The sequence below is a fragment of the Pseudomonas sp. 7-41 genome (genome assembly GCF_021233075.1).
Lineage (GTDB): Bacteria > Pseudomonadota > Gammaproteobacteria > Pseudomonadales > Pseudomonadaceae > Aquipseudomonas > Aquipseudomonas veronii.
In genome coordinates this window covers 5,983,999-6,001,968 of sequence record NZ_CP089551.1, presented here as the reverse complement: position 1 = coordinate 6,001,968, position 17,970 = coordinate 5,983,999, and the positions used below count along the sequence as shown (strand labels likewise).

Annotated in this window: 13 protein-coding genes; 8 read left to right on the top strand and 5 right to left on the bottom strand. The window is 61.2% G+C overall.

Annotated elements, in window-relative coordinates; all coding sequences use genetic code 11:
- Positions 1–13: 13 nt before the first annotated feature.
- Positions 14–430, bottom strand: a complete 417-nt coding sequence (mscL, locus tag LQ249_RS27280) for a large-conductance mechanosensitive channel protein MscL (protein WP_017848275.1) — start codon at positions 428–430, stop codon at positions 14–16.
- A gap of 287 nt (positions 431–717) precedes the next feature.
- Between mscL and katB the strand changes: the two genes are divergently transcribed.
- The 3 genes from katB (at position 718) to radA (ending at position 4,348) form a co-directional block, all read left to right on the top strand.
- Complete coding sequence (gene katB, locus LQ249_RS27275) at positions 718–2,259, top strand: catalase KatB (protein ID WP_232566031.1); 1,542 nt, start codon at positions 718–720, stop codon at positions 2,257–2,259.
- A 137-nt stretch (positions 2,260–2,396) separates the two neighbouring features.
- Positions 2,397–2,945, top strand: coding sequence for an ankyrin repeat domain-containing protein (locus LQ249_RS27270; RefSeq protein WP_104904399.1), 549 nt, complete (start codon positions 2,397–2,399; stop codon positions 2,943–2,945).
- Positions 2,946–2,980: 35 nt separating this feature from the next.
- A complete protein-coding gene (radA, locus tag LQ249_RS27265; protein ID WP_017848272.1) occupies positions 2,981–4,348 on the top strand; it encodes a DNA repair protein RadA in 1,368 nt (455 codons plus the stop codon).
- A 54-nt stretch (positions 4,349–4,402) separates the two neighbouring features.
- Here radA and LQ249_RS27260 read toward each other — a convergent pair whose 3' ends face one another.
- Positions 4,403–4,771: a PilZ domain-containing protein gene (locus tag LQ249_RS27260; protein WP_046381983.1), complete on the bottom strand. Its 369-nt coding sequence runs from the start codon at positions 4,769–4,771 to the stop codon at positions 4,403–4,405.
- A gap of 175 nt (positions 4,772–4,946) precedes the next feature.
- Here LQ249_RS27260 and LQ249_RS27255 point away from each other — a divergent pair, with 175 nt between their 5' ends.
- The 3 genes from LQ249_RS27255 to yjiA all read left to right on the top strand — a co-directional run bounded on the left by LQ249_RS27255 (position 4,947) and on the right by yjiA (position 8,342).
- On the top strand, positions 4,947–7,013 hold the full coding sequence (locus tag LQ249_RS27255) for a carbon starvation CstA family protein (protein WP_057005111.1): 2,067 nt from the start codon (positions 4,947–4,949) through the stop codon (positions 7,011–7,013).
- Between the two features lie 15 nt (positions 7,014–7,028).
- Positions 7,029–7,226 (top strand): YbdD/YjiX family protein, encoded by a 198-nt coding sequence (locus tag LQ249_RS27250; RefSeq protein WP_017737420.1) that lies wholly within the window; start codon positions 7,029–7,031, stop codon positions 7,224–7,226.
- 156 nt (positions 7,227–7,382) lie between these two features.
- On the top strand, positions 7,383–8,342 hold the full coding sequence (yjiA, locus tag LQ249_RS27245) for a GTPase (protein ID WP_232566030.1): 960 nt from the start codon (positions 7,383–7,385) through the stop codon (positions 8,340–8,342).
- A gap of 186 nt (positions 8,343–8,528) precedes the next feature.
- Here the strand turns inward: yjiA and glyA are convergent, their stop codons facing one another.
- Both glyA and LQ249_RS27235 read right to left on the bottom strand, forming a co-directional pair.
- Positions 8,529–9,782 (bottom strand): serine hydroxymethyltransferase, encoded by a 1,254-nt coding sequence (glyA, locus tag LQ249_RS27240; RefSeq protein WP_017848268.1) that lies wholly within the window; start codon positions 9,780–9,782, stop codon positions 8,529–8,531.
- 242 nt (positions 9,783–10,024) lie between these two features.
- Complete coding sequence (locus LQ249_RS27235; RefSeq protein WP_057005133.1) at positions 10,025–13,876, bottom strand: sensor domain-containing protein; 3,852 nt, start codon at positions 13,874–13,876, stop codon at positions 10,025–10,027.
- Between the two features lie 285 nt (positions 13,877–14,161).
- Between LQ249_RS27235 and ettA the strand changes: the two genes are divergently transcribed.
- Together ettA and gdhA are read left to right on the top strand one after the other, a co-directional pair.
- Positions 14,162–15,826, top strand: a complete 1,665-nt coding sequence (ettA, locus tag LQ249_RS27230; RefSeq protein ID WP_017848266.1) for an energy-dependent translational throttle protein EttA — start codon at positions 14,162–14,164, stop codon at positions 15,824–15,826.
- Positions 15,827–16,125: 299 nt separating this feature from the next.
- Entirely contained in the window at positions 16,126–17,463 is a 1,338-nt protein-coding gene (gene gdhA, locus LQ249_RS27225) for an NADP-specific glutamate dehydrogenase (RefSeq protein ID WP_232566029.1), read from the top strand.
- Here gdhA and LQ249_RS27220 read toward each other — a convergent pair.
- A complete protein-coding gene (locus LQ249_RS27220) occupies positions 17,460–17,957 on the bottom strand; it encodes a GreA/GreB family elongation factor (protein ID WP_017848264.1) in 498 nt (165 codons plus the stop codon). The two genes, gdhA and LQ249_RS27220, sit on opposite strands and share 4 nt — an antisense overlap.
- Between the last annotated feature and the right edge of the window lie 13 nt (positions 17,958–17,970).

Sequence of the window (17,970 nt, the reverse complement as noted above, 5' to 3'; positions counted from 1 at the left end):
AAACCGATACGGCTTATTGCGGTTTGTCGTTCTGTGCCTTGAGCAGATCGCGGATCTCACCCAGCAACACTTCTTCCTTGCTCGGCGTCGGCGGCAGGCTGGGGGCCACGGCTTCTTCGCGTTTCAGGCGGTTGATGGCCTTCACACCCATGAAGATCGCAAACGCGACGATCAGGAAGTCGATCACGCTCTGGATGAACTTGCCATAGGCCAGCACGACCGCCGGGACATCGCCCTGCGCAGCCTTGAGCGTCACCGCCAGATCAGCGAAGTCCACACCGCCGATCAACAGACCGATCGGTGGCATCACCACGTCGCCTACAAACGAGGAAACAATTTTGCCGAAGGCGGCGCCGATGATAATCCCGACGGCCATGTCGACCACATTACCTTTGACCGCGAAGGCCTTGAACTCACTGATCACGCCCATAGGTTATTCCTTGTTACAGATGAGAAGGGTGGAAGTCAGTGTAAGTCAGTCGTAGCGGGCTTGCCTGACACAACTGTTAACACTGTCGGTTTTTATCGACACATTAAATCGCAAATAGTTTGCAAAGTGCCATCAATCGCGCGCGAAATACCCGCGATTTCAGTGAGTTACCAGATTATTTTCTCAATCGACCCGTTGGGGTTTTTCTATTTATCTTCTGACTCGCGGGTCACTAGCCTCTGGCAAGCACAACTGAATGTGCATTAAAAAAACCAGAGGAAACCTCGATGAACAACCCAATGAGCCGCGCGCCCGTTCTGGCGCGACATGCGCTGGTGCTGGCAACCGTCAGCCTGCTTTCGCTGTCTGTGCAGGCCGCCAACCTGACCCGTGACAATGGTGCCGCCGTCGGCGACAACCAGAACTCGCAAACCGCGGGCGCCAACGGCCCGGTGCTGCTGCAAGATGTGCAACTGATTCAGAAGCTGCAACGCTTCGACCGCGAACGCATCCCCGAGCGCGTGGTACATGCCCGTGGCACCGGCGCTCACGGCACGTTTACCGTCACCGATAACCTCAGCGACCTGACCAAGGCCAAAGTTTTCGCCGCCGGTGAGGCAACCCCGGTATTCGTGCGGTTCTCGGCGGTGGTACACGGCAATCACTCCCCGGAAACCCTGCGCGACCCTCGCGGCTTCGCCACCAAGTTCTACACCGCCGACGGCAACTGGGACCTGGTCGGCAACAACTTCCCGACGTTCTTTATCCGAGACGCCATCAAGTTCCCGGACATGGTCCATGCCTTCAAACCCGACCCGCGCACTAACCTGGATGATGACTCGCGTCGTTTCGACTTCTTCTCCCATGTTCCCGAAGCCACCCGCACCCTGACCGAGCTGTACTCCGACTCCGGCACGCCGGCCAGTTACCGCGAAATGGACGGCAACGGCGTACATGCCTACAAGTTGATCAACGCCAAGGGCGAAGTGCATTACGTCAAGTTCCACTGGAAGAGCCTGCAAGGCATCAAGAATCTTGATCCCAAGCAAGTCACCGACGTACAGGGCCGTGACTACAGCCATATGACGAATGACTTGGTCACCCATATCAACAAGGGCGACTTCCCCAAGTGGGACTTGTACGTGCAGGTGCTCAAACCTGAGGAACTGGCCAAGTTCGATTTCGACCCGCTGGACGCCACCAAGATCTGGCCCGGCATACCCGAGCGCAAAGTCGGGCAGATGGTGTTGAACCGCAATCCGGCCAATGTCTTCCAGGAAACCGAGCAAGTGGCCATGGCCCCGGCCAATCTGGTGCCGGGCATCGAGCCGTCGGAAGACCGCCTGCTGCAAGGCCGGGTGTTCTCCTATGCCGACACGCAGATGTACCGCCTGGGCGCCAACGCCCTGCAACTGCCGATCAACGCGCCACGGGTCACCGTCAACAACGGCAACCAGGACGGCGCGATGAATTCCGGCAAGACCAGCACCGGCGTGAACTACCAGCCAAGCCGCCTGCTGCCACGGGAAGAGCCGCAAACCGCGCGCTACAGCCAGTCGCCGCTGGCGGGCAGTACCCAGCAGGCGAAGATCCAGCGTGAGCAGAACTTCAAGCAGGCCGGTGATCTGTATCGCTCTTACAGCAAGAAAGAACGTCAGGACTTGATCGACAACTTCGGCGGCTCCCTGGCCACCACCGACGACGAGAGCAAGCACGTCATCCTGTCCTTCCTCTATAAAGCCGACCCGGAATACGGCGCCGGCGTGACCAAGGTCGCCAAAGGTGACCTGGCCCGCGTGAAAGCGCTGGCACAAAAACTCACCGACTAACCCCACCCCCCCTGTAGGAGCGAGCTTGCTCGCGAAGATCTGCCAGGCAACGCGTGCATCCAGGATGCACGCGTCATCGTTGACGTTTTTCGCGAGCAAGCTCGCTCCTACAAGGGTTTTGTAGAGGAGTTGAATCAATGCGTACCTTCATCGGCGCGCTGCTGGCCTGCTGGTCGCTGAGCGGGGTTGCCGGGCAGCCTGCGCCCAATGACGCAGCGGCGCTCAAGGCGCAATTGCAAGGCTACTATTTCGATGCCGCACGTCGCGGCGACCTGCCCATGCTCGATACCTTCATCGACGCCGGCTTCCCCCTCAATACCCAGGACGACAAGGGCTACACCGCACTGATCCTCGCCGCCTACCACGGCGAAAGCGCCTACGTTGAGCGTCTGCTCGCCGCCGGCGCCGATGCCTGTGTGCAGGACAAGCGCGGCAACACCGCGTTGATGGGCGCGATTTTCAAGGGCGAGCTGAAGATTGCCCAGCGCCTGCTGGCCACCGACTGCAACCCCGACCAGCGCAACGGCGCCGGGCAGACCGCCGCCATGTACGCCGGGCTGTTCAAGCGTCTCGAACTGCTCGACGAATTGAAGGCCAAAGGCGCCGACCTGAATGCCGAAGACCCGATCGGCAACAGTGCTTCACGATTGGCCGGCGGTGAAATCCGGACCCCGGCGCCGCGCTGAGCTATCATCGCGGTTTTTCGGTTGGAGGTTCTCAAATGGCAAAGGCCAAGCGCATGTACGGCTGCACCGAGTGCGGCGCGACCTTTCCCAAGTGGGCCGGCCAGTGTACCGAGTGCGGGGCGTGGAACACCCTCACCGAAACCATGATCGAAAGCGGCGGCGCCGCGGCCCCCAGCGGCCGTGCCGGCTGGACCGGGCAACAGGCGCAGATCAAGACCCTGGCCGAAGTCAGCGTCGAGGAAGTCCCGCGTTTCTCCACCGCGTCCGGTGAGCTCGACCGCGTGCTGGGCGGTGGCCTGGTGGACGGTTCGGTGGTGCTGATCGGCGGCGACCCCGGTATCGGCAAGTCGACCATCCTGTTGCAAACCCTGTGCAGCATCGCCAGCCGCATGCCGGCGTTGTACGTCACCGGCGAAGAATCCCAGCAACAAGTGGCCATGCGCGCACGCCGCCTGGGCTTGCCCCAGGACCAACTGCGGGTGATGACCGAAACCTGCATCGAAAGCATCATCGCCACCGCGCGGATCGAAAAACCCAAGGTCATGGTGATCGACTCGATCCAGACGATTTTCACCGAACAACTGCAATCGGCTCCGGGCGGCGTGTCCCAGGTGCGTGAGAGCGCGGCGCTGCTGGTGCGCTATGCCAAGCAGAGCGGCACGGCGATTTTCCTGGTCGGTCATGTGACCAAGGAAGGCGCGCTGGCCGGGCCACGGGTGTTGGAGCACATGGTCGACACCGTGCTGTATTTCGAAGGCGAGTCCGACGGCCGTTTGCGTTTGCTGCGCGCCGTGAAGAACCGCTTCGGTGCGGTGAACGAGCTGGGCGTATTCGCCATGACCGACCGCGGGCTGAAAGAAGTCTCCAACCCCTCGGCGATTTTTCTGACCCGTGCCCAGGAAGAAGTCCCCGGTAGTGTGGTGATGGCAACGTGGGAAGGCACCCGGCCGATGCTGGTGGAAGTCCAGGCGCTGGTGGACGACAGCCATTTGGCCAACCCACGTCGAGTGACCCTGGGCCTGGACCAGAACCGCCTGGCAATGCTGCTTGCGGTACTCCATCGGCACGGCGGCATCCCGACCCATGACCAGGACGTGTTCCTTAACGTGGTGGGCGGGGTCAAGGTGCTGGAGACCGCGTCCGACCTGGCGTTGATGGCGGCGGTGATGTCTAGCCTGCGCAACCGGCCGCTGCCCCACGACCTGCTGGTGTTCGGCGAAGTTGGCCTGTCGGGCGAGGTGCGCCCGGTGCCCAGCGGTCAGGAGCGTTTGAAGGAAGCGGCCAAACACGGCTTCAAGCGTGCGATCGTGCCCAAGGGCAACGCGCCGAAGGAAGCGCCGCCGGGGTTGCAGGTGATTGCAGTGACGCGGCTGGAGCAGGCGTTGGATGCACTTTTCGAGTAGCCCGCAACACCGCAATACAAATGTGGGAAGGAGCAAGCCCCCTCCCACCGGTGGTCAGTGCTCCAGCAGCGCGCCCAACTGCCGCTCCAGTTCTGCCTGATCCCCCAGGTTCAACTCGATCAAGCGGCGCAAATGGCTGATCGATTCCAGACTGATGTGCTCGCATTCAAACCCCAGTTGGTCAGTCTGGTCATGGGTCAGCCTGACCCGCATCTGCACATCGGTATTGGCATCCAGGTGGATATCCACATCGAACGACTCAGTACCGATGCCGAGCCAGGGCGTCGGTTTCTGCACCAACAAGCCCTTCAGCGATAAGTCCACCAGTTGCACCGACCATTCCCGACCGTTCTGCCGGAGTTTGGTCTTGGCATCAAAGGCTATCCGGCGAAAACGACGGCGATCAGACGCATGCTCGGTCATGGTGAAACCCTCTGTGGATGAAGGGATTGTAGCCCTACGCCATTATTGAGGCTTTATTTCTGCTTTTTTTGCCATGGGAAGGCTCTAGACCAACGTAGGGGGCTGGCCTTTAAGGCCAGTAGCGCTAAACTCGAGCTGGTTGTCCTTTCTGTCCACCCTGGCTGGAATACAAAAAATGAAAAATAATAATAGCCTGCTACGCCACTTACCCTGGCTGGTACTGGCCATAGTAGGTGCGTGCGCTCTGGGCGTAGTGGCCTTGCGCCGCGGCGAGGCGATCAATGCCTTGTGGATCGTCGTCGCAGCAGTGGCGATCTATCTGGTCGCCTATCGTTACTACAGTCTGTTCATCGCCAACAACGTGATGCAACTCGATCCACGACGGGCCACCCCCGCAGTGGTCAATAACGACGGTCTGGACTTCGTACCGACCAACAAACACATCCTTTTCGGTCACCACTTTGCGGCGATTGCCGGTGCAGGCCCCTTGGTCGGCCCGGTGCTGGCGGCGCAAATGGGTTATCTGCCCGGAACCCTGTGGCTGATCGCCGGCGTGGTACTGGCCGGTGCGGTGCAGGACTTCATGGTGCTGTTCCTGTCTACCCGTCGTAACGGCCGTTCCCTGGGGGATATGGTCCGCGAAGAGATGGGCCGCATTCCCGGGACCATCGCGCTGTTCGGCTGCTTCCTGATCATGATCATCATCCTCGCGGTGCTGGCACTGATCGTGGTCAAGGCCCTGGCCGAAAGCCCGTGGGGCATCTTCACGGTGATGGCGACCATCCCGATCGCGATGTTCATGGGCATCTACATGCGCTACATCCGCCCGGGCCGCATCGGTGAAATTTCGATCGTCGGCGTGTTGTTGTTGCTCGGTTCGATCTGGCTGGGCGGGCAGATTGCCGCCGACCCGGTCTGGGCCAAGGTCTTCAGTTTCACCGGCATCCAGATCACCTGGATGCTGATCGGCTACGGTTTCGTCGCGGCGGTACTGCCGGTGTGGCTGATCCTGGCCCCGCGTGACTACCTGTCCACCTTCCTCAAAATCGGCACTATCGTCGCCTTGGCCATCGGTATCCTGGTGACCATGCCCGACCTGAAAATGCCGGCGCTGACCCAGTTCATCGATGGCACCGGCCCGGTGTGGAAGGGCGGTCTGTTCCCGTTCCTGTTCATCACCATTGCCTGCGGTGCGGTCTCGGGCTTCCACGCGCTGATCGCTTCGGGCACCACGCCGAAGTTGCTGGCCAGTGAAGGCCACGCCCGGTACATCGGGTATGGCGGCATGTTGATGGAGTCGTTCGTGGCCATCATGGCGATGGTTGCCGCTTCGGTGATCGAGCCGGGTGTGTACTTCGCCATGAACAGCCCGGCGGCGATCGTCGGCTCGGACGTGGTTACCGTCGCTCAAACCGTCAGCAGCTGGGGCTTTGCGATTACGCCTGAGGCGCTGTCGGCCGTTGCCCATGACATCGGCGAAACCACCGTGCTGGCTCGTGCCGGCGGTGCGCCGACGCTCGCGGTGGGTATCGCGCAGATCCTGCACAGTGTGCTGCCGGGTGAAAACACCATGGCGTTCTGGTACCACTTTGCGATCCTGTTCGAAGCGCTGTTCATCCTGACGGCCGTCGACGCCGGTACCCGTGCCGGGCGCTTCATGCTGCAGGACCTGCTGGGCTCCTTCGTGCCGGCGCTCAAGCGCACCGAGTCCTGGACGGCCAACCTGATCGCGACCGCCGGTTGTGTGGCGATGTGGGGTTACCTGTTGTATCAAGGCGTGATCGACCCGCTGGGCGGCATCAACACCTTGTGGCCGCTGTTCGGTATCTCCAACCAGATGCTGGCAGGTATCGCGCTGATGCTGGCGACCGTCGTGCTGATCAAAATGAAGCGCCAACGCTACATCTGGGTGACCATGCTGCCGGCCGTCTGGCTGCTGATCTGCACCACCACGGCGGGCTTCATCAAGCTGTTCGACGCCAACCCGGCGATCGGCTTCCTGTCGCTGGCGAAGAAGTACAGCGATGCGCTGGCCAACGGCCAGATCCTCGCCCCGGCCAAGAGCATCGACCAGATGCAGCATGTGATCTGGAACGCCTACACCAACGCAACGCTGACGGCGCTGTTCCTGTTCGTGGTCTTCAGTATCCTGTTCTATGCGCTCAAAGTCGGCGTCGCCGCCTGGGGCAACAAAGAGCGCACGGATAAAGAAGCCCCGTTCCAGGCCGTACCGGACGCATGATCGAGGATTGCAGCCATGTTCAATGACATCAGTCGCCTCGGTAAATACCTCGGTCAGGCCGCGCGCCTGATGGTCGGCATGCCCGACTACGACACTTACGTCGAGCATATGCAAACCAAACACCCGGACAAGCCGATGATGGACTACAAGACGTTCTTCCGGGAACGCCAGGAAGCCCGTTACGGCGGCAAGGGTGGGCCCAAGTGCTGCTAAGTTGGTAAAACCGCTTTACCTGTAGGAGCGAGCTCGCTCGCGAACAACGCAAGGACACCACGTGCATCCAGATAGCACGGGTTATCGTTGACGTTCTTCGCGAGCAAGCGCGCTCCTACAGTTGTTTTTACCTCCCCATTTTCAGGAGAACTGTCTTTGTCCTCTCCCATTCCCGTCACGGTCCTCAGTGGCTTCCTCGGCGCCGGCAAGACCACGTTGCTGCGTCACCTGCTCAAAGCCGAGCACGGCTTGAAAATCGCCGTGATCGAAAACGAATTCAGCGACGCCGGTATCGACACCCAGCTATTGGGCAACGAGCCCGTGCAAGTCATGACCCTGTCCAACGGCTGTGTGTGTTGCACCATCCACACCGACCTGACCAAAGCCCTGTATCTGTTGCTGGAGCGTCTCGACAGCGGCGAAATCGCCTTCGACCGCCTGGTGATCGAATGCACCGGCCTGGCCGACCCGGCCCCCGTGGCCCAGACCTTTTTCATCGATGAAGAGCTGCGCGAGCGCTACATCCTCGACGGCATCATCACCCTGGTGGACGCGGCCCACGCCGAGCACCACCTGACCCAAACCATCGCCCAGGCACAGATCGGGTTTGCCGACCGCCTGCTGGTGAGCAAGCGCGACCTGGTGGACGAAGCCAGCTTCGATGCCCTCAGCCAGCGCCTGACCCGCATCAACCGCCGCGCGCCGATTCGCGTGGTCGACCACGGCGCCATCGACCTGGCCGAGCTGCTCGACGTGCGCGGCTTCAACCTCAACGCCGGCATGAACCTGCGCCCGGTCAGCGCTGCGCCGTCCATCGACCGCATCTCCAGCCTGGTGCTGCGCACCGAACAGCCGCTGGATATCGACCGCCTCAGCGAGTTCATGGACGAGTTGTTGGAAGACCACGGCAAGCAACTGCTGCGCTACAAGGGCGTGCTGAACATCGCCGGCGACGATCGGCGCATGGTGTTCCAGGGCGTGCTGAAGCTCTACGGTTTCGATTGGGATACCGAATGGGCCGAGGGCGAAACGCGGGAGAGTGTGATCGTGTTTATTGCCGATGAGTTGCCGGAAGACAAGATTCGCGAGGGTTTTGCGAAGGTCTATCAAGCCTAACTTGGAAATGCGATCAAAAATGTGGGAGGGGGCTTGCCCCCGATAGCTGTGTGTCAGCCATACATGTGTCGACTGACCCACCGCCATCGGGGGCAAGCCCCCTCCCACATTGGCCGGTATTCCAAATCCTGATCTGCATAAAAAAGCCCGGCTCAAGAGCCGGGCTTTTTATTCAAGCAACTGCAATCAAGCGCCGTACACCGGCAGCTTTTTGCAGATGGCCTTGACCTTCTCACGGACCGCGTCGATCACGGCGTCGTTGTTCAGGTCAGCCAGGATGTCGCAGATCCAGCCGGCCAGTTCCTTGCACTCTGCTTCCTTGAAGCCACGAGTGGTCACGGCCGGGGTGCCGAAACGCAGGCCCGAGGTGACGAACGGCGAACGTGGGTCGTTCGGCACGGAGTTTTTGTTCACGGTGATGAAGGCTTTGCCCAGGGCAGCGTCAGCATCTTTACCGGAGATGTCCTGCTTGATCAGCGACAGCAGGAACAGGTGGTTTTCAGTCCCACCGGATACCACGTCAAAACCGCGTGCGATAAACACTTCGGCCATGGCCTTGGCGTTTTTCACCACTTGTTGCTGGTAAGTCTTGAACTCAGGCTGCAGGGCTTCTTTGAAGCAGACCGCTTTGGCGGCGATCACGTGTTCCAGCGGGCCGCCTTGGGAGCCTGGGAATACCGCAGAGTTGAGCTTCTTCTCGATCTCGGCGTTGGCGCGCGCCAGGATCAGGCCGCCACGCGGACCGCGCAGGGTCTTGTGGGTGGTGGTGGTGACCACGTCAGCGAACGGCACCGGGTTCGGGTAGACGCCAGCGGCGACCAGACCGGCCACGTGGGCCATGTCGACGAACAGGTACGCGCCCACTTTGTCGGCGATGGCGCGGAAACGTGGGAAGTCGAGGATCTGCGAGTAGGCAGAGAAACCGGCCACGATCATTTTTGGCTTGTGCTCGACCGCCAGGCGCTCGACTTCGTCGTAGTCGATCAGGCCGTTGGCATCGATACCGTATTGAACGGCGTTGTACAGCTTGCCGGAGGACGAAACGCTGGCGCCGTGGGTCAGGTGACCGCCGTGGGCCAGGCTCATGCCCAGGATGGTGTCGCCGCCTTGCAGCAGGGCCAGGTACACGGCGCTGTTGGCTTGGGAGCCGGCGTGTGGCTGGACGTTGGCGTAGTCGGCGCCGAACAGTTGCTTGGCGCGGTCGATGGCCAGTTGCTCAACCACGTCGACGTATTCGCAGCCGCCGTAGTAGCGCTTGCCTGGGTAGCCTTCGGCGTATTTGTTGGTCAGAACCGAACCTTGAGCCTCCATTACCGCAGGGCTGGTGTAGTTTTCCGAAGCGATCAGCTCAATGTGCTCTTCCTGGCGCACGGCTTCTTGCTCCATGGCGGCGAAGAGATCGGCGTCGTACTTGGCAATGGTCAAATCACGGCTGAACATGGCGGTCCTCAAGGATCGGGGGGCAGAAAAGGAAGGCATTCTAACCTAATGGGTTTTAGATGGCATATGAAAGGACGTCATGTCGCGGACAAGTGGTGTTCATCTGGCGGGGGGGACTGTGCCGCCGCCATCGGGAGCAAGCTCCCTCCCACATTTGAATGTATTCACAAATCGAAGTGTGGGAGGGGCGGTGCGACGATTCGACGTGCTCCCGATGAGGCCGCCGGCTTCACCACAAACTCTCAGTCGAACATGAACAGCGCATCATTGCTGAACTGCGCCGCGAACCGATTCGGCGGCATCGGCCGCCCGAACAGATAACCTTGCACCTCATCGCAGCCATGCTCGCGCAGGAAGTCCAGTTGCTCATGGGTCTCCACGCCCTCGGCGATCACCGCCAGGTTGAGGCTGTGGGCCATGGCGATGATCGCACGGGCGATTTGCGCATCCTGCTCGCCGGACGGCAGGCCGTCGACGAAGGTGCGGTCGATCTTGAGCACGTCGATGGGGAATTGCTTGAGGTAGTTGAGCGACGAATAACCGGTGCCGAAGTCGTCCACCGCAATGCTCAGGCCGAGGTTTTTCAGGCTGGCGAGGATCTGCATGGCTTCGTTGACTTCGCGCATCAGGATACTTTCGGTCAGCTCCAGCTCCAGGCACGCCGGCGGCAGGCCGGTGTCCTCAAGGATGCTGGCGATACGCTCACCCAACTGACCATCGGAGAATTGCCGCGCCGAGATGTTCACCGAGACTTTCGGCACCCGCACCTTGTTCTGGTGCCAGCTCTTGAGCTGGCGGCAGGCTTCGCTGATCACCCAGTCGCCCACATCCACCACCAGGCCCAACTCTTCCAGCACTGGAATGAAGTCCCCTGGCGGCACCAGGCCACGGCGCGGGTGACGCCAGCGCAGCAAGGCTTCGGCGCCGGTCAGGCGTTTGCCGTCGCCACTGAATTGCGGCTGGTAATAGAGCACGAATTCGTTCTGGTCGAGGGCGTGGCGCAGGTCGCTTTCCAACTCCAGGCGCTCCAGGGCGCTGGCGTTCATGTCGGCCTGGTAGAACTGGAAGTTGTTCTTGCCACGCTCCTTGGCGTGATACATCGCAGTGTCGGCGTTTTTCATCAACTGGCTCAGCTCGTTGCCGTCCTGCGGGCTGAGGGCGATGCCGATACTTGCGGTGACGAAAAACTCGCGGCCTTCCAGCACGAACGGTCTGACCAGGCTGGCGAGGATTTGCTCGGCCACGTGAATCGCGCGGTTCAGCGCCATTTCGCGGCTGATCCGCGGCTGCAGGAGCAGGGTGAACTCGTCACCGCCCATGCGCGCCACGGTGTCGTCTTCGGCCACGCAACCGAGCAGGCGGGTAGCCATCTCCTTGAGCATGCGGTCGCCGGCGGCGTGGCCCAGGGAGTCGTTGATCGGTTTGAAGCGGTCGAGGTCGAGGAACATCAGCACCACCCACGACTTCTGCCGTTCGGCCGACTGCAGCGCAGTGTGCAGGCGGTCCTGGAACAGCGTGCGGTTGGGCAGGTGGGTCAGGGCGTCGTAATAGGCCAGGCGGTGGATGCGCTGTTCGCTGGCCTTGCGCTCGCTGATATCGCTGAAGAAGCAGACGTAGCTGGCCAGGTCGCCTTCATCGTCGAACACGGCGGTAATGCCGACCCAGGCCGGGTAATGCTCGCCGTTGCGGCGCTTGAGCCACACTTCGCCTTCCCAGGTGCTGTGCTGGTGTAACTGCTTGAGCACATAGCGCAGGTGGGCTTCCTGCTGCTCGTCGACGGTGAGCATGTTCGGCAACTGGTCGAGCACGTCCGCCACGGCGTAGCCACTGACGCGGCTGAACGCCTCGTTGGCCTGCACGATATAGCCGGCCGGGTCGGTGATCAGGATCGCCGACGTGGAGTGCTCGAATACCGTGGCGGCCATGCGCAGGTCTTTCTCGGCGCGGCGCTGCTGGCTGATATCGCGGCCGACGCCGAGGATGCCCTCGAAGGCGCCGTGCTCGTCCCACACCAGCACCAGGCGCAGCTCGATCGGAACTTTACGCCCGTCGGCGCGCAGGCAGTCGAACAGGTACAGTTGGGTGTGGATGTCATCGCGCAGCTTGGCCAGCGCCTCGGCGTCGCCCAAGGCCCGGCTGACTTGCTCGACCAGGCTGTAGATGCCGGCCAATTGCTGCGGGTTGGCGATGATTGACTGCCAGCCATTCTTGAACACCCAGTCCACGTCATAGCCCAGCACGGCGTTGACCGAGGGGCTGATGTAGTTGAGGGCGAGGCGGCTGTCGGTGGAGCAGATCACGTCGCTGATGCTTTCGGCCAGCATGCGGTAGCGCTGTTCGCTGTCACGCAGGGATTCGCTGGCCTCGATCTGATCGGTAATGTCCTTGGCCACGCCGATGATGCGCGTGACCTGCGCGGTCTTGTCCCCGGCCAGGGCTTGCTCGCGGATATCGAAGCGGCGCCATTGATTGTTGCGGTGGCGAAAGCGCAACTGGCATTGCAGTTGGCTCGAATAACCGGCCTGGCGCTGCTGCTGGCGCAAGTCGTGGTAATGCTCGGCGTCCTCGGGGTGCAGCAGGATTTCCCAGAAGTACTCGCCCATTTGCTGCAATTCGGCCTTGTTGTAGCCGAGGGTGTGGCCCAGGTGGTGGTTGCTGAAAATCATCCGCTGGCTGATCACATCCTGCACATACAGGTGATCGGGCACGGTTCGCACCACGTCCGACCAGAAACTTTCGCGCTCCACCAGCGACAGTTCGATCAGCTTGCGGCTGGTGATGTCGCTGATGCTGAGGATCACCGCCTTGAAGTCGTCGCGCTGTTCCGGCAGGCGCATCACCAGCCACAGGTATTGGTTGTTGCCAAGCACATCGTTGAGCTGGATTTCCAGTTCCAACTGGTTCTGTTGGGTCAGCACCGCCTCGAGCACCTGATAGCCGATAGCCGTGGCGTTGCGTGGGCAGTCATCGATCAGGCGTTCCCAGGCTTGCTCGCACGAGCTGACGTTCAACAGGCGCACCGCCACCTGGTTGACCTCGGTGACGCGCAGTTCCTTGAGCAACTGGCGACGCGCTTCGGGGTTGCCCTGCAGCCACCCGTGCAATTGCTCGCGCGTGCGGATCTTGGCCTTGTCGAAGAACGCGTTGAGCCCCGACAGGTCAAGCACGCACAGGGCCACGCCGGTGCCTTCGAAAATATCCTGATAACGCCGCCGACCTTCGTTCACCTGGCGCTGGCGGCGACGCATATTCAACAGCACGATCACCGGCACCAACGAGAAGGCCAGGCCCAGCAGGCACTTGCCGATAAACGCCGGCAGCAATTGTTCCAGCACGGCGTTACGGTCGAAGAGGCCGCGCAGTTGCCAGTCGCTTTTGCTCAGTGGCGTGACCAGCACGCTTTTTTTCAACTCGTCCGGGGTCAGGGCGGCGGCCAATTGTGTCGGCATGCCGCTGTCACGGCTGACCACGTGGTGGTTCAGGCGATTCTCGACGGCCCACATCGGCCGCTGGCCCTGGCCATCCTGGCGGGTAAGGTTGGCCAGGTAGTTCGGCGCCAGGCGCAGCGCCCAGTACATTTTCGAATCGCCACTGGGCTGATGCAGCAGCAGATAAATGATGGTGCCGTTGTTGTCGTTGCTCAGGTAGTAGGGCTGGGAATGGCTGCGCTTGACCAGTTCCTCGAGGAAGTCGCTGTCCTGGCTGTCTTTGGCCGTGTCGCGGATTATCGCGCCGCTGGGGGCGAGCAGCGCGAAGCTGCGCAGTTCCGGCAGAGAGCGTTGCAAGCTGAGCATCAACGCCTGTTGCTGTTCGTCGTTGCGCGGCGGCTCGACCATCGGCAGCAGATTCAGCGCGATCTGTGCGCTCAGGGCCATGTTCAGGCTGATCTGTTCCGCCAGGTCGGCGCTGTAGTCGATGGTGTATTGCTGCTGGTTTTTCTGGTTCTGCTGCAGTTGGTCGAGCAGTTGCCAGAACAATAACGCGAGCAACATGAGGACAAGCGTCGCCAATGCGCCTTTGAGGGTGCCGTGCAGGGGCGCTCCCGGCGCTATGTGAGCGGCGCGCAGGGGAGTGGGCGGCGTGACGTTGGACAAACTGTGATCCTGCGGTTTGGCTGGACTGGCGCGCGACATGCACTATAAGCCGGACGCCCGGAGGGCGGCTAGCATGCCTTGACTTGTGGCAAAGTGCCAGTCCTGCCTGGCTGGACTGCCCTGGCGCATTCAGGTAGCTTTGCCGGTTACGCGGGGGCGTTCCAGCCCCAGACAATCAGGCTTTTTCCGCTCGCAGGCATTGATCAAGGTCAACGGCCCGCGCGGCGCATGGTCTGGCACGGGCTTCGCCCGCTCAATTCATCAGTCACTGACGCTAGGTTCACCATGGCTCAATACGTCTTCACCATGCATCGGCTGGGCAAAGTTGTTCCGCCGAAGCGGGAAATCCTGAAAAACATTTCGCTGTCTTTTTTCCCCGGCGCCAAGATCGGCGTGCTCGGCCTCAACGGTTCGGGTAAATCCACCCTGTTGAAAATCATGGCCGGCGTCGATACCGAGTTCGAAGGCGAAGCCCGCCCGATGCCCGATCTGAACATCGGCTACCTGCCGCAAGAACCGATCCTGGACCCGGCCAAGACCGTGCGCGAAGTGGTCGAAGAGGCCGTCAGCGTGATCAAGGACGCCCAGGCCCGGCTGGACGAAGTCTACGCCGCCTACGCCGAACCGGATGCCGACTTCGACAAGCTGGCCGCCGAACAGGCCAAGCTCGAAGCCATCCTGCAGGCTGGCGACGGTCACAACCTCGATCGCCAGCTGGAAGTCGCCGCCGATGCGCTGCGGCTGCCGGCGTGGGACGCCAAGGTTGAACACCTGTCCGGTGGTGAGAAGCGCCGTGTGGCCCTGTGCCGCCTGCTGCTGTCGGCTCCCGACATGCTGCTGCTCGACGAACCGACCAACCACTTGGACGCTGATTCCGTCGCCTGGCTGGAACATTTCCTTCACGACTTCCCGGGCACCGTGGTTGCGATCACGCACGACCGGTACTTCCTGGACAACGTCGCCGGCTGGATTCTCGAACTCGACCGTGGCGCCGGCATCCCTTACGAGGGCAACTACTCCGGTTGGCTCGAAGCCAAGTCCGACCGTCTGGCCGCCGAATCCAAGCAGCAATCGGCCCACGAAAAAGCCATGAAGGAAGAACTGGAGTGGGTGCGCAAAGGCGCCAAGGCCCGCCAGTCCAAATCCAAGGCACGCCTGCAACGCTTTGAAGAAATGCAGTCGCAGGAATTCCAGAAGCGCAGCGAAACCAACGAGATCTACATCCCGGCCGGCCCGCGCCTGGGTGACAAGGTCATCGAATTCAAGAACGTGTCCAAAGGCTATGGCGACCGCGTGTTGATCGACAATCTGTCGTTCTCCATGCCAAAAGGCGCGATCGTCGGCGTTATCGGCGGTAACGGTGCGGGTAAATCCACACTGTTCCGCATGCTGATGGGCAAGGAAACCCCGGACTCGGGCACCATCGAAGTCGGTGAAACCGTGCAACTGGCCTGCGTGGACCAAAGCCGCGAAGACCTCGACGGCAGCAAAACTGTGTTTCAGCAGATTTCCGACGGTTCCGACCAGATCCGTATCGGCAACTATGAAATCCCGTCGCGCACCTACGTCGGCCGTTTCAACTTCAAGGGTGGTGACCAGCAGAAGTTCGTCAAGGACCTGTCCGGTGGTGAGCGTGGTCGCTTGCACCTGGCCCTGACCCTGAAAGAGGGCGGCAACGTCCTGCTGCTCGACGAACCGTCCAACGACCTCGACGTTGAAACCCTGCGTTCCCTGGAAGAAGCCCTGCTGGACTTCCCGGGCGCCGCCATTGTGATCTCTCACGATCGGTGGTTCCTCGACCGCGTCGCGACCCACATCCTCGCGTATGAAGATGACTCGCAGGCGGTGTTCTTCGAAGGTAACTACACCGAGTACGAAGCGGATCGCAAGAAACGCCTGGGCGAAGCCGCTGCCCAGCCGCACCGTGTACGGCACAAGAAACTGGCCTGATTCGGGTCGGTTTGGAAAAGCGGAGCCTTCGGGCTCCGTTTTTTTTGCCCATGACTTCCTGACGAACATCGATCAAATGTGGGAGGAGGCTTGCCTCCGATAGCGGTTTTTCAGTTGGTGCATGGCGCCGTTTTGAAATCCCCTTTTAGGTGCGATAAATGCCTGTTTTTCAGGTTTATTTATATCCAATGCACCATTTAAATTCACAAAGGCGACATTTTGCCCTGTCGCGGTGCGACATGAATTGATAAAGTCCGGCTCAATCGCCCTTAACGACAATAAATTTGCCGAGACTTTTCATGATCGAATCCGTTGAATCCTTCCTTGCCCGCCTGAAGAAACGCGACCCCGACCAGCCGGAATTCCACCAGGCTGTAGAAGAAGTCCTACGCAGCCTGTGGCCGTTTCTTGAAGCCAATCCTCACTACCTGACCTCGGGCATCCTGGAGCGCATCTGCGAGCCGGAACGTGCGATTACTTTCCGGGTGTCGTGGGTCGATGATCACGGCAAGGTTCAGGTCAACCGCGGTTTCCGTATCCAGATGAACAGTGCCATCGGCCCGTACAAGGGCGGCCTGCGCTTTCACCCGTCGGTCAACCTGGGCGTATTGAAATTCCTCGCCTTCGAACAGACCTTCAAAAACTCCCTGACCTCGTTGCCCATGGGCGGCGGCAAAGGCGGCTCGGACTTCGACCCCAAGGGCAAGAGCGACGCCGAAGTGATGCGCTTCTGCCAGGCGTTCATGAGCGAGTTGTACCGCCATATCGGCGCGGACGTGGACGTCCCGGCCGGCGATATCGGCGTGGGCGCCCGCGAGATCGGTTTCCTGTTCGGCCAGTACAAGCGCCTGAGCAACCAGTTCACCTCCGTGCTGACCGGCAAAGGCATGACCTACGGCGGCAGCTTGATCCGCCCCGAAGCCACCGGTTTTGGTTGCGTGTACTTCGCTGAAGAAATGCTCAAGCGCGATGGCCTGCGGGTCGAGGGCAAGCGCGTGGCGGTCTCCGGCTCCGGCAACGTGGCGCAATACGCGGCGCGCAAGGTCATGGACCTGGGCGGCAAGGTGATTTCGTTGTCCGACTCCGAAGGCACCCTGTACGCCGAAAACGGGTTGACGGAGGAGCAATGGTCGGCGCTGCTGGAGCTGAAAAACGTCCAGCGCGGTCGCATCAGCGAACTGGCGGCCCGTTACGGCCTGGAGTTCCGCGCCGGTAAAACCCCGTGGGAACTGGTGTGCGACATCGCGCTGCCATGCGCCACCCAGAACGAACTCAACGCCGACGCTGCCCGCGCCCTGTTGCGCAACGGCTGCCTCTGCGTGGCCGAAGGCGCCAACATGCCGACCACCCTGGAGGCTGTGGATATCTTTATCGACGCAGGCATTCTGTTCGCCCCGGGTAAGGCGTCCAACGCTGGCGGCGTGGCGGTGAGTGGCCTGGAAATGTCGCAGAACGCCATGCGCCTGCTGTGGACCGCCGGTGAGGTGGACAGCAAACTGCACAACATCATGCAGTCGATCCACCACGCGTGCGTGCATTACGGTGAGGAAAACGGCCGGATCAACTACGTGAAAGGCGCGAATATCGCCGGCTTCGTCAAAGTCGCCGACGCGATGCTGGCCCAAGGCATCGTCTAGGTCTCGGCCTCGATGCGCAGCACTTCGATCAACTGATCGCCGACGGGGCGCTGCCACAGCACCTCGTCGCCCACCCGCGCCCCGAGCAGCGCCCGACCCAGGGGCGAACCCCAGTTGATCAGGCCCGCACCGGCATCGGCCTGGTCTTCACCGACCAACTGAATGCGCTGTTGCTCGTCCTGCTCATTGGCAAAGGTCACCCAACTGCCGATCTGCACCTTGTCGGTGGACACAGCCGGCGCCACCACCTGGGCACTCTGTAGCCGCTGGTTGAAGTAACGCAAATCCCGCTCAAGGTCGGCCTGGCGCTGTTTGTCGGCCTGTTCGCCCTTGGCGGATTCGACGCTGTATTCCTGCTGCAACTGCGCGACCTTGGCCTGTAACTGCGCCAACCCGCGCGCGGTGAGGCGATTGGGTTGCTCGCTGACCTGACGCTCGACCGGTGGGTCGGCCTGGGCGGCGGCGCTGTCTTCATTCACAAAAGCTCGGCTCATGACAGGCTCCCTC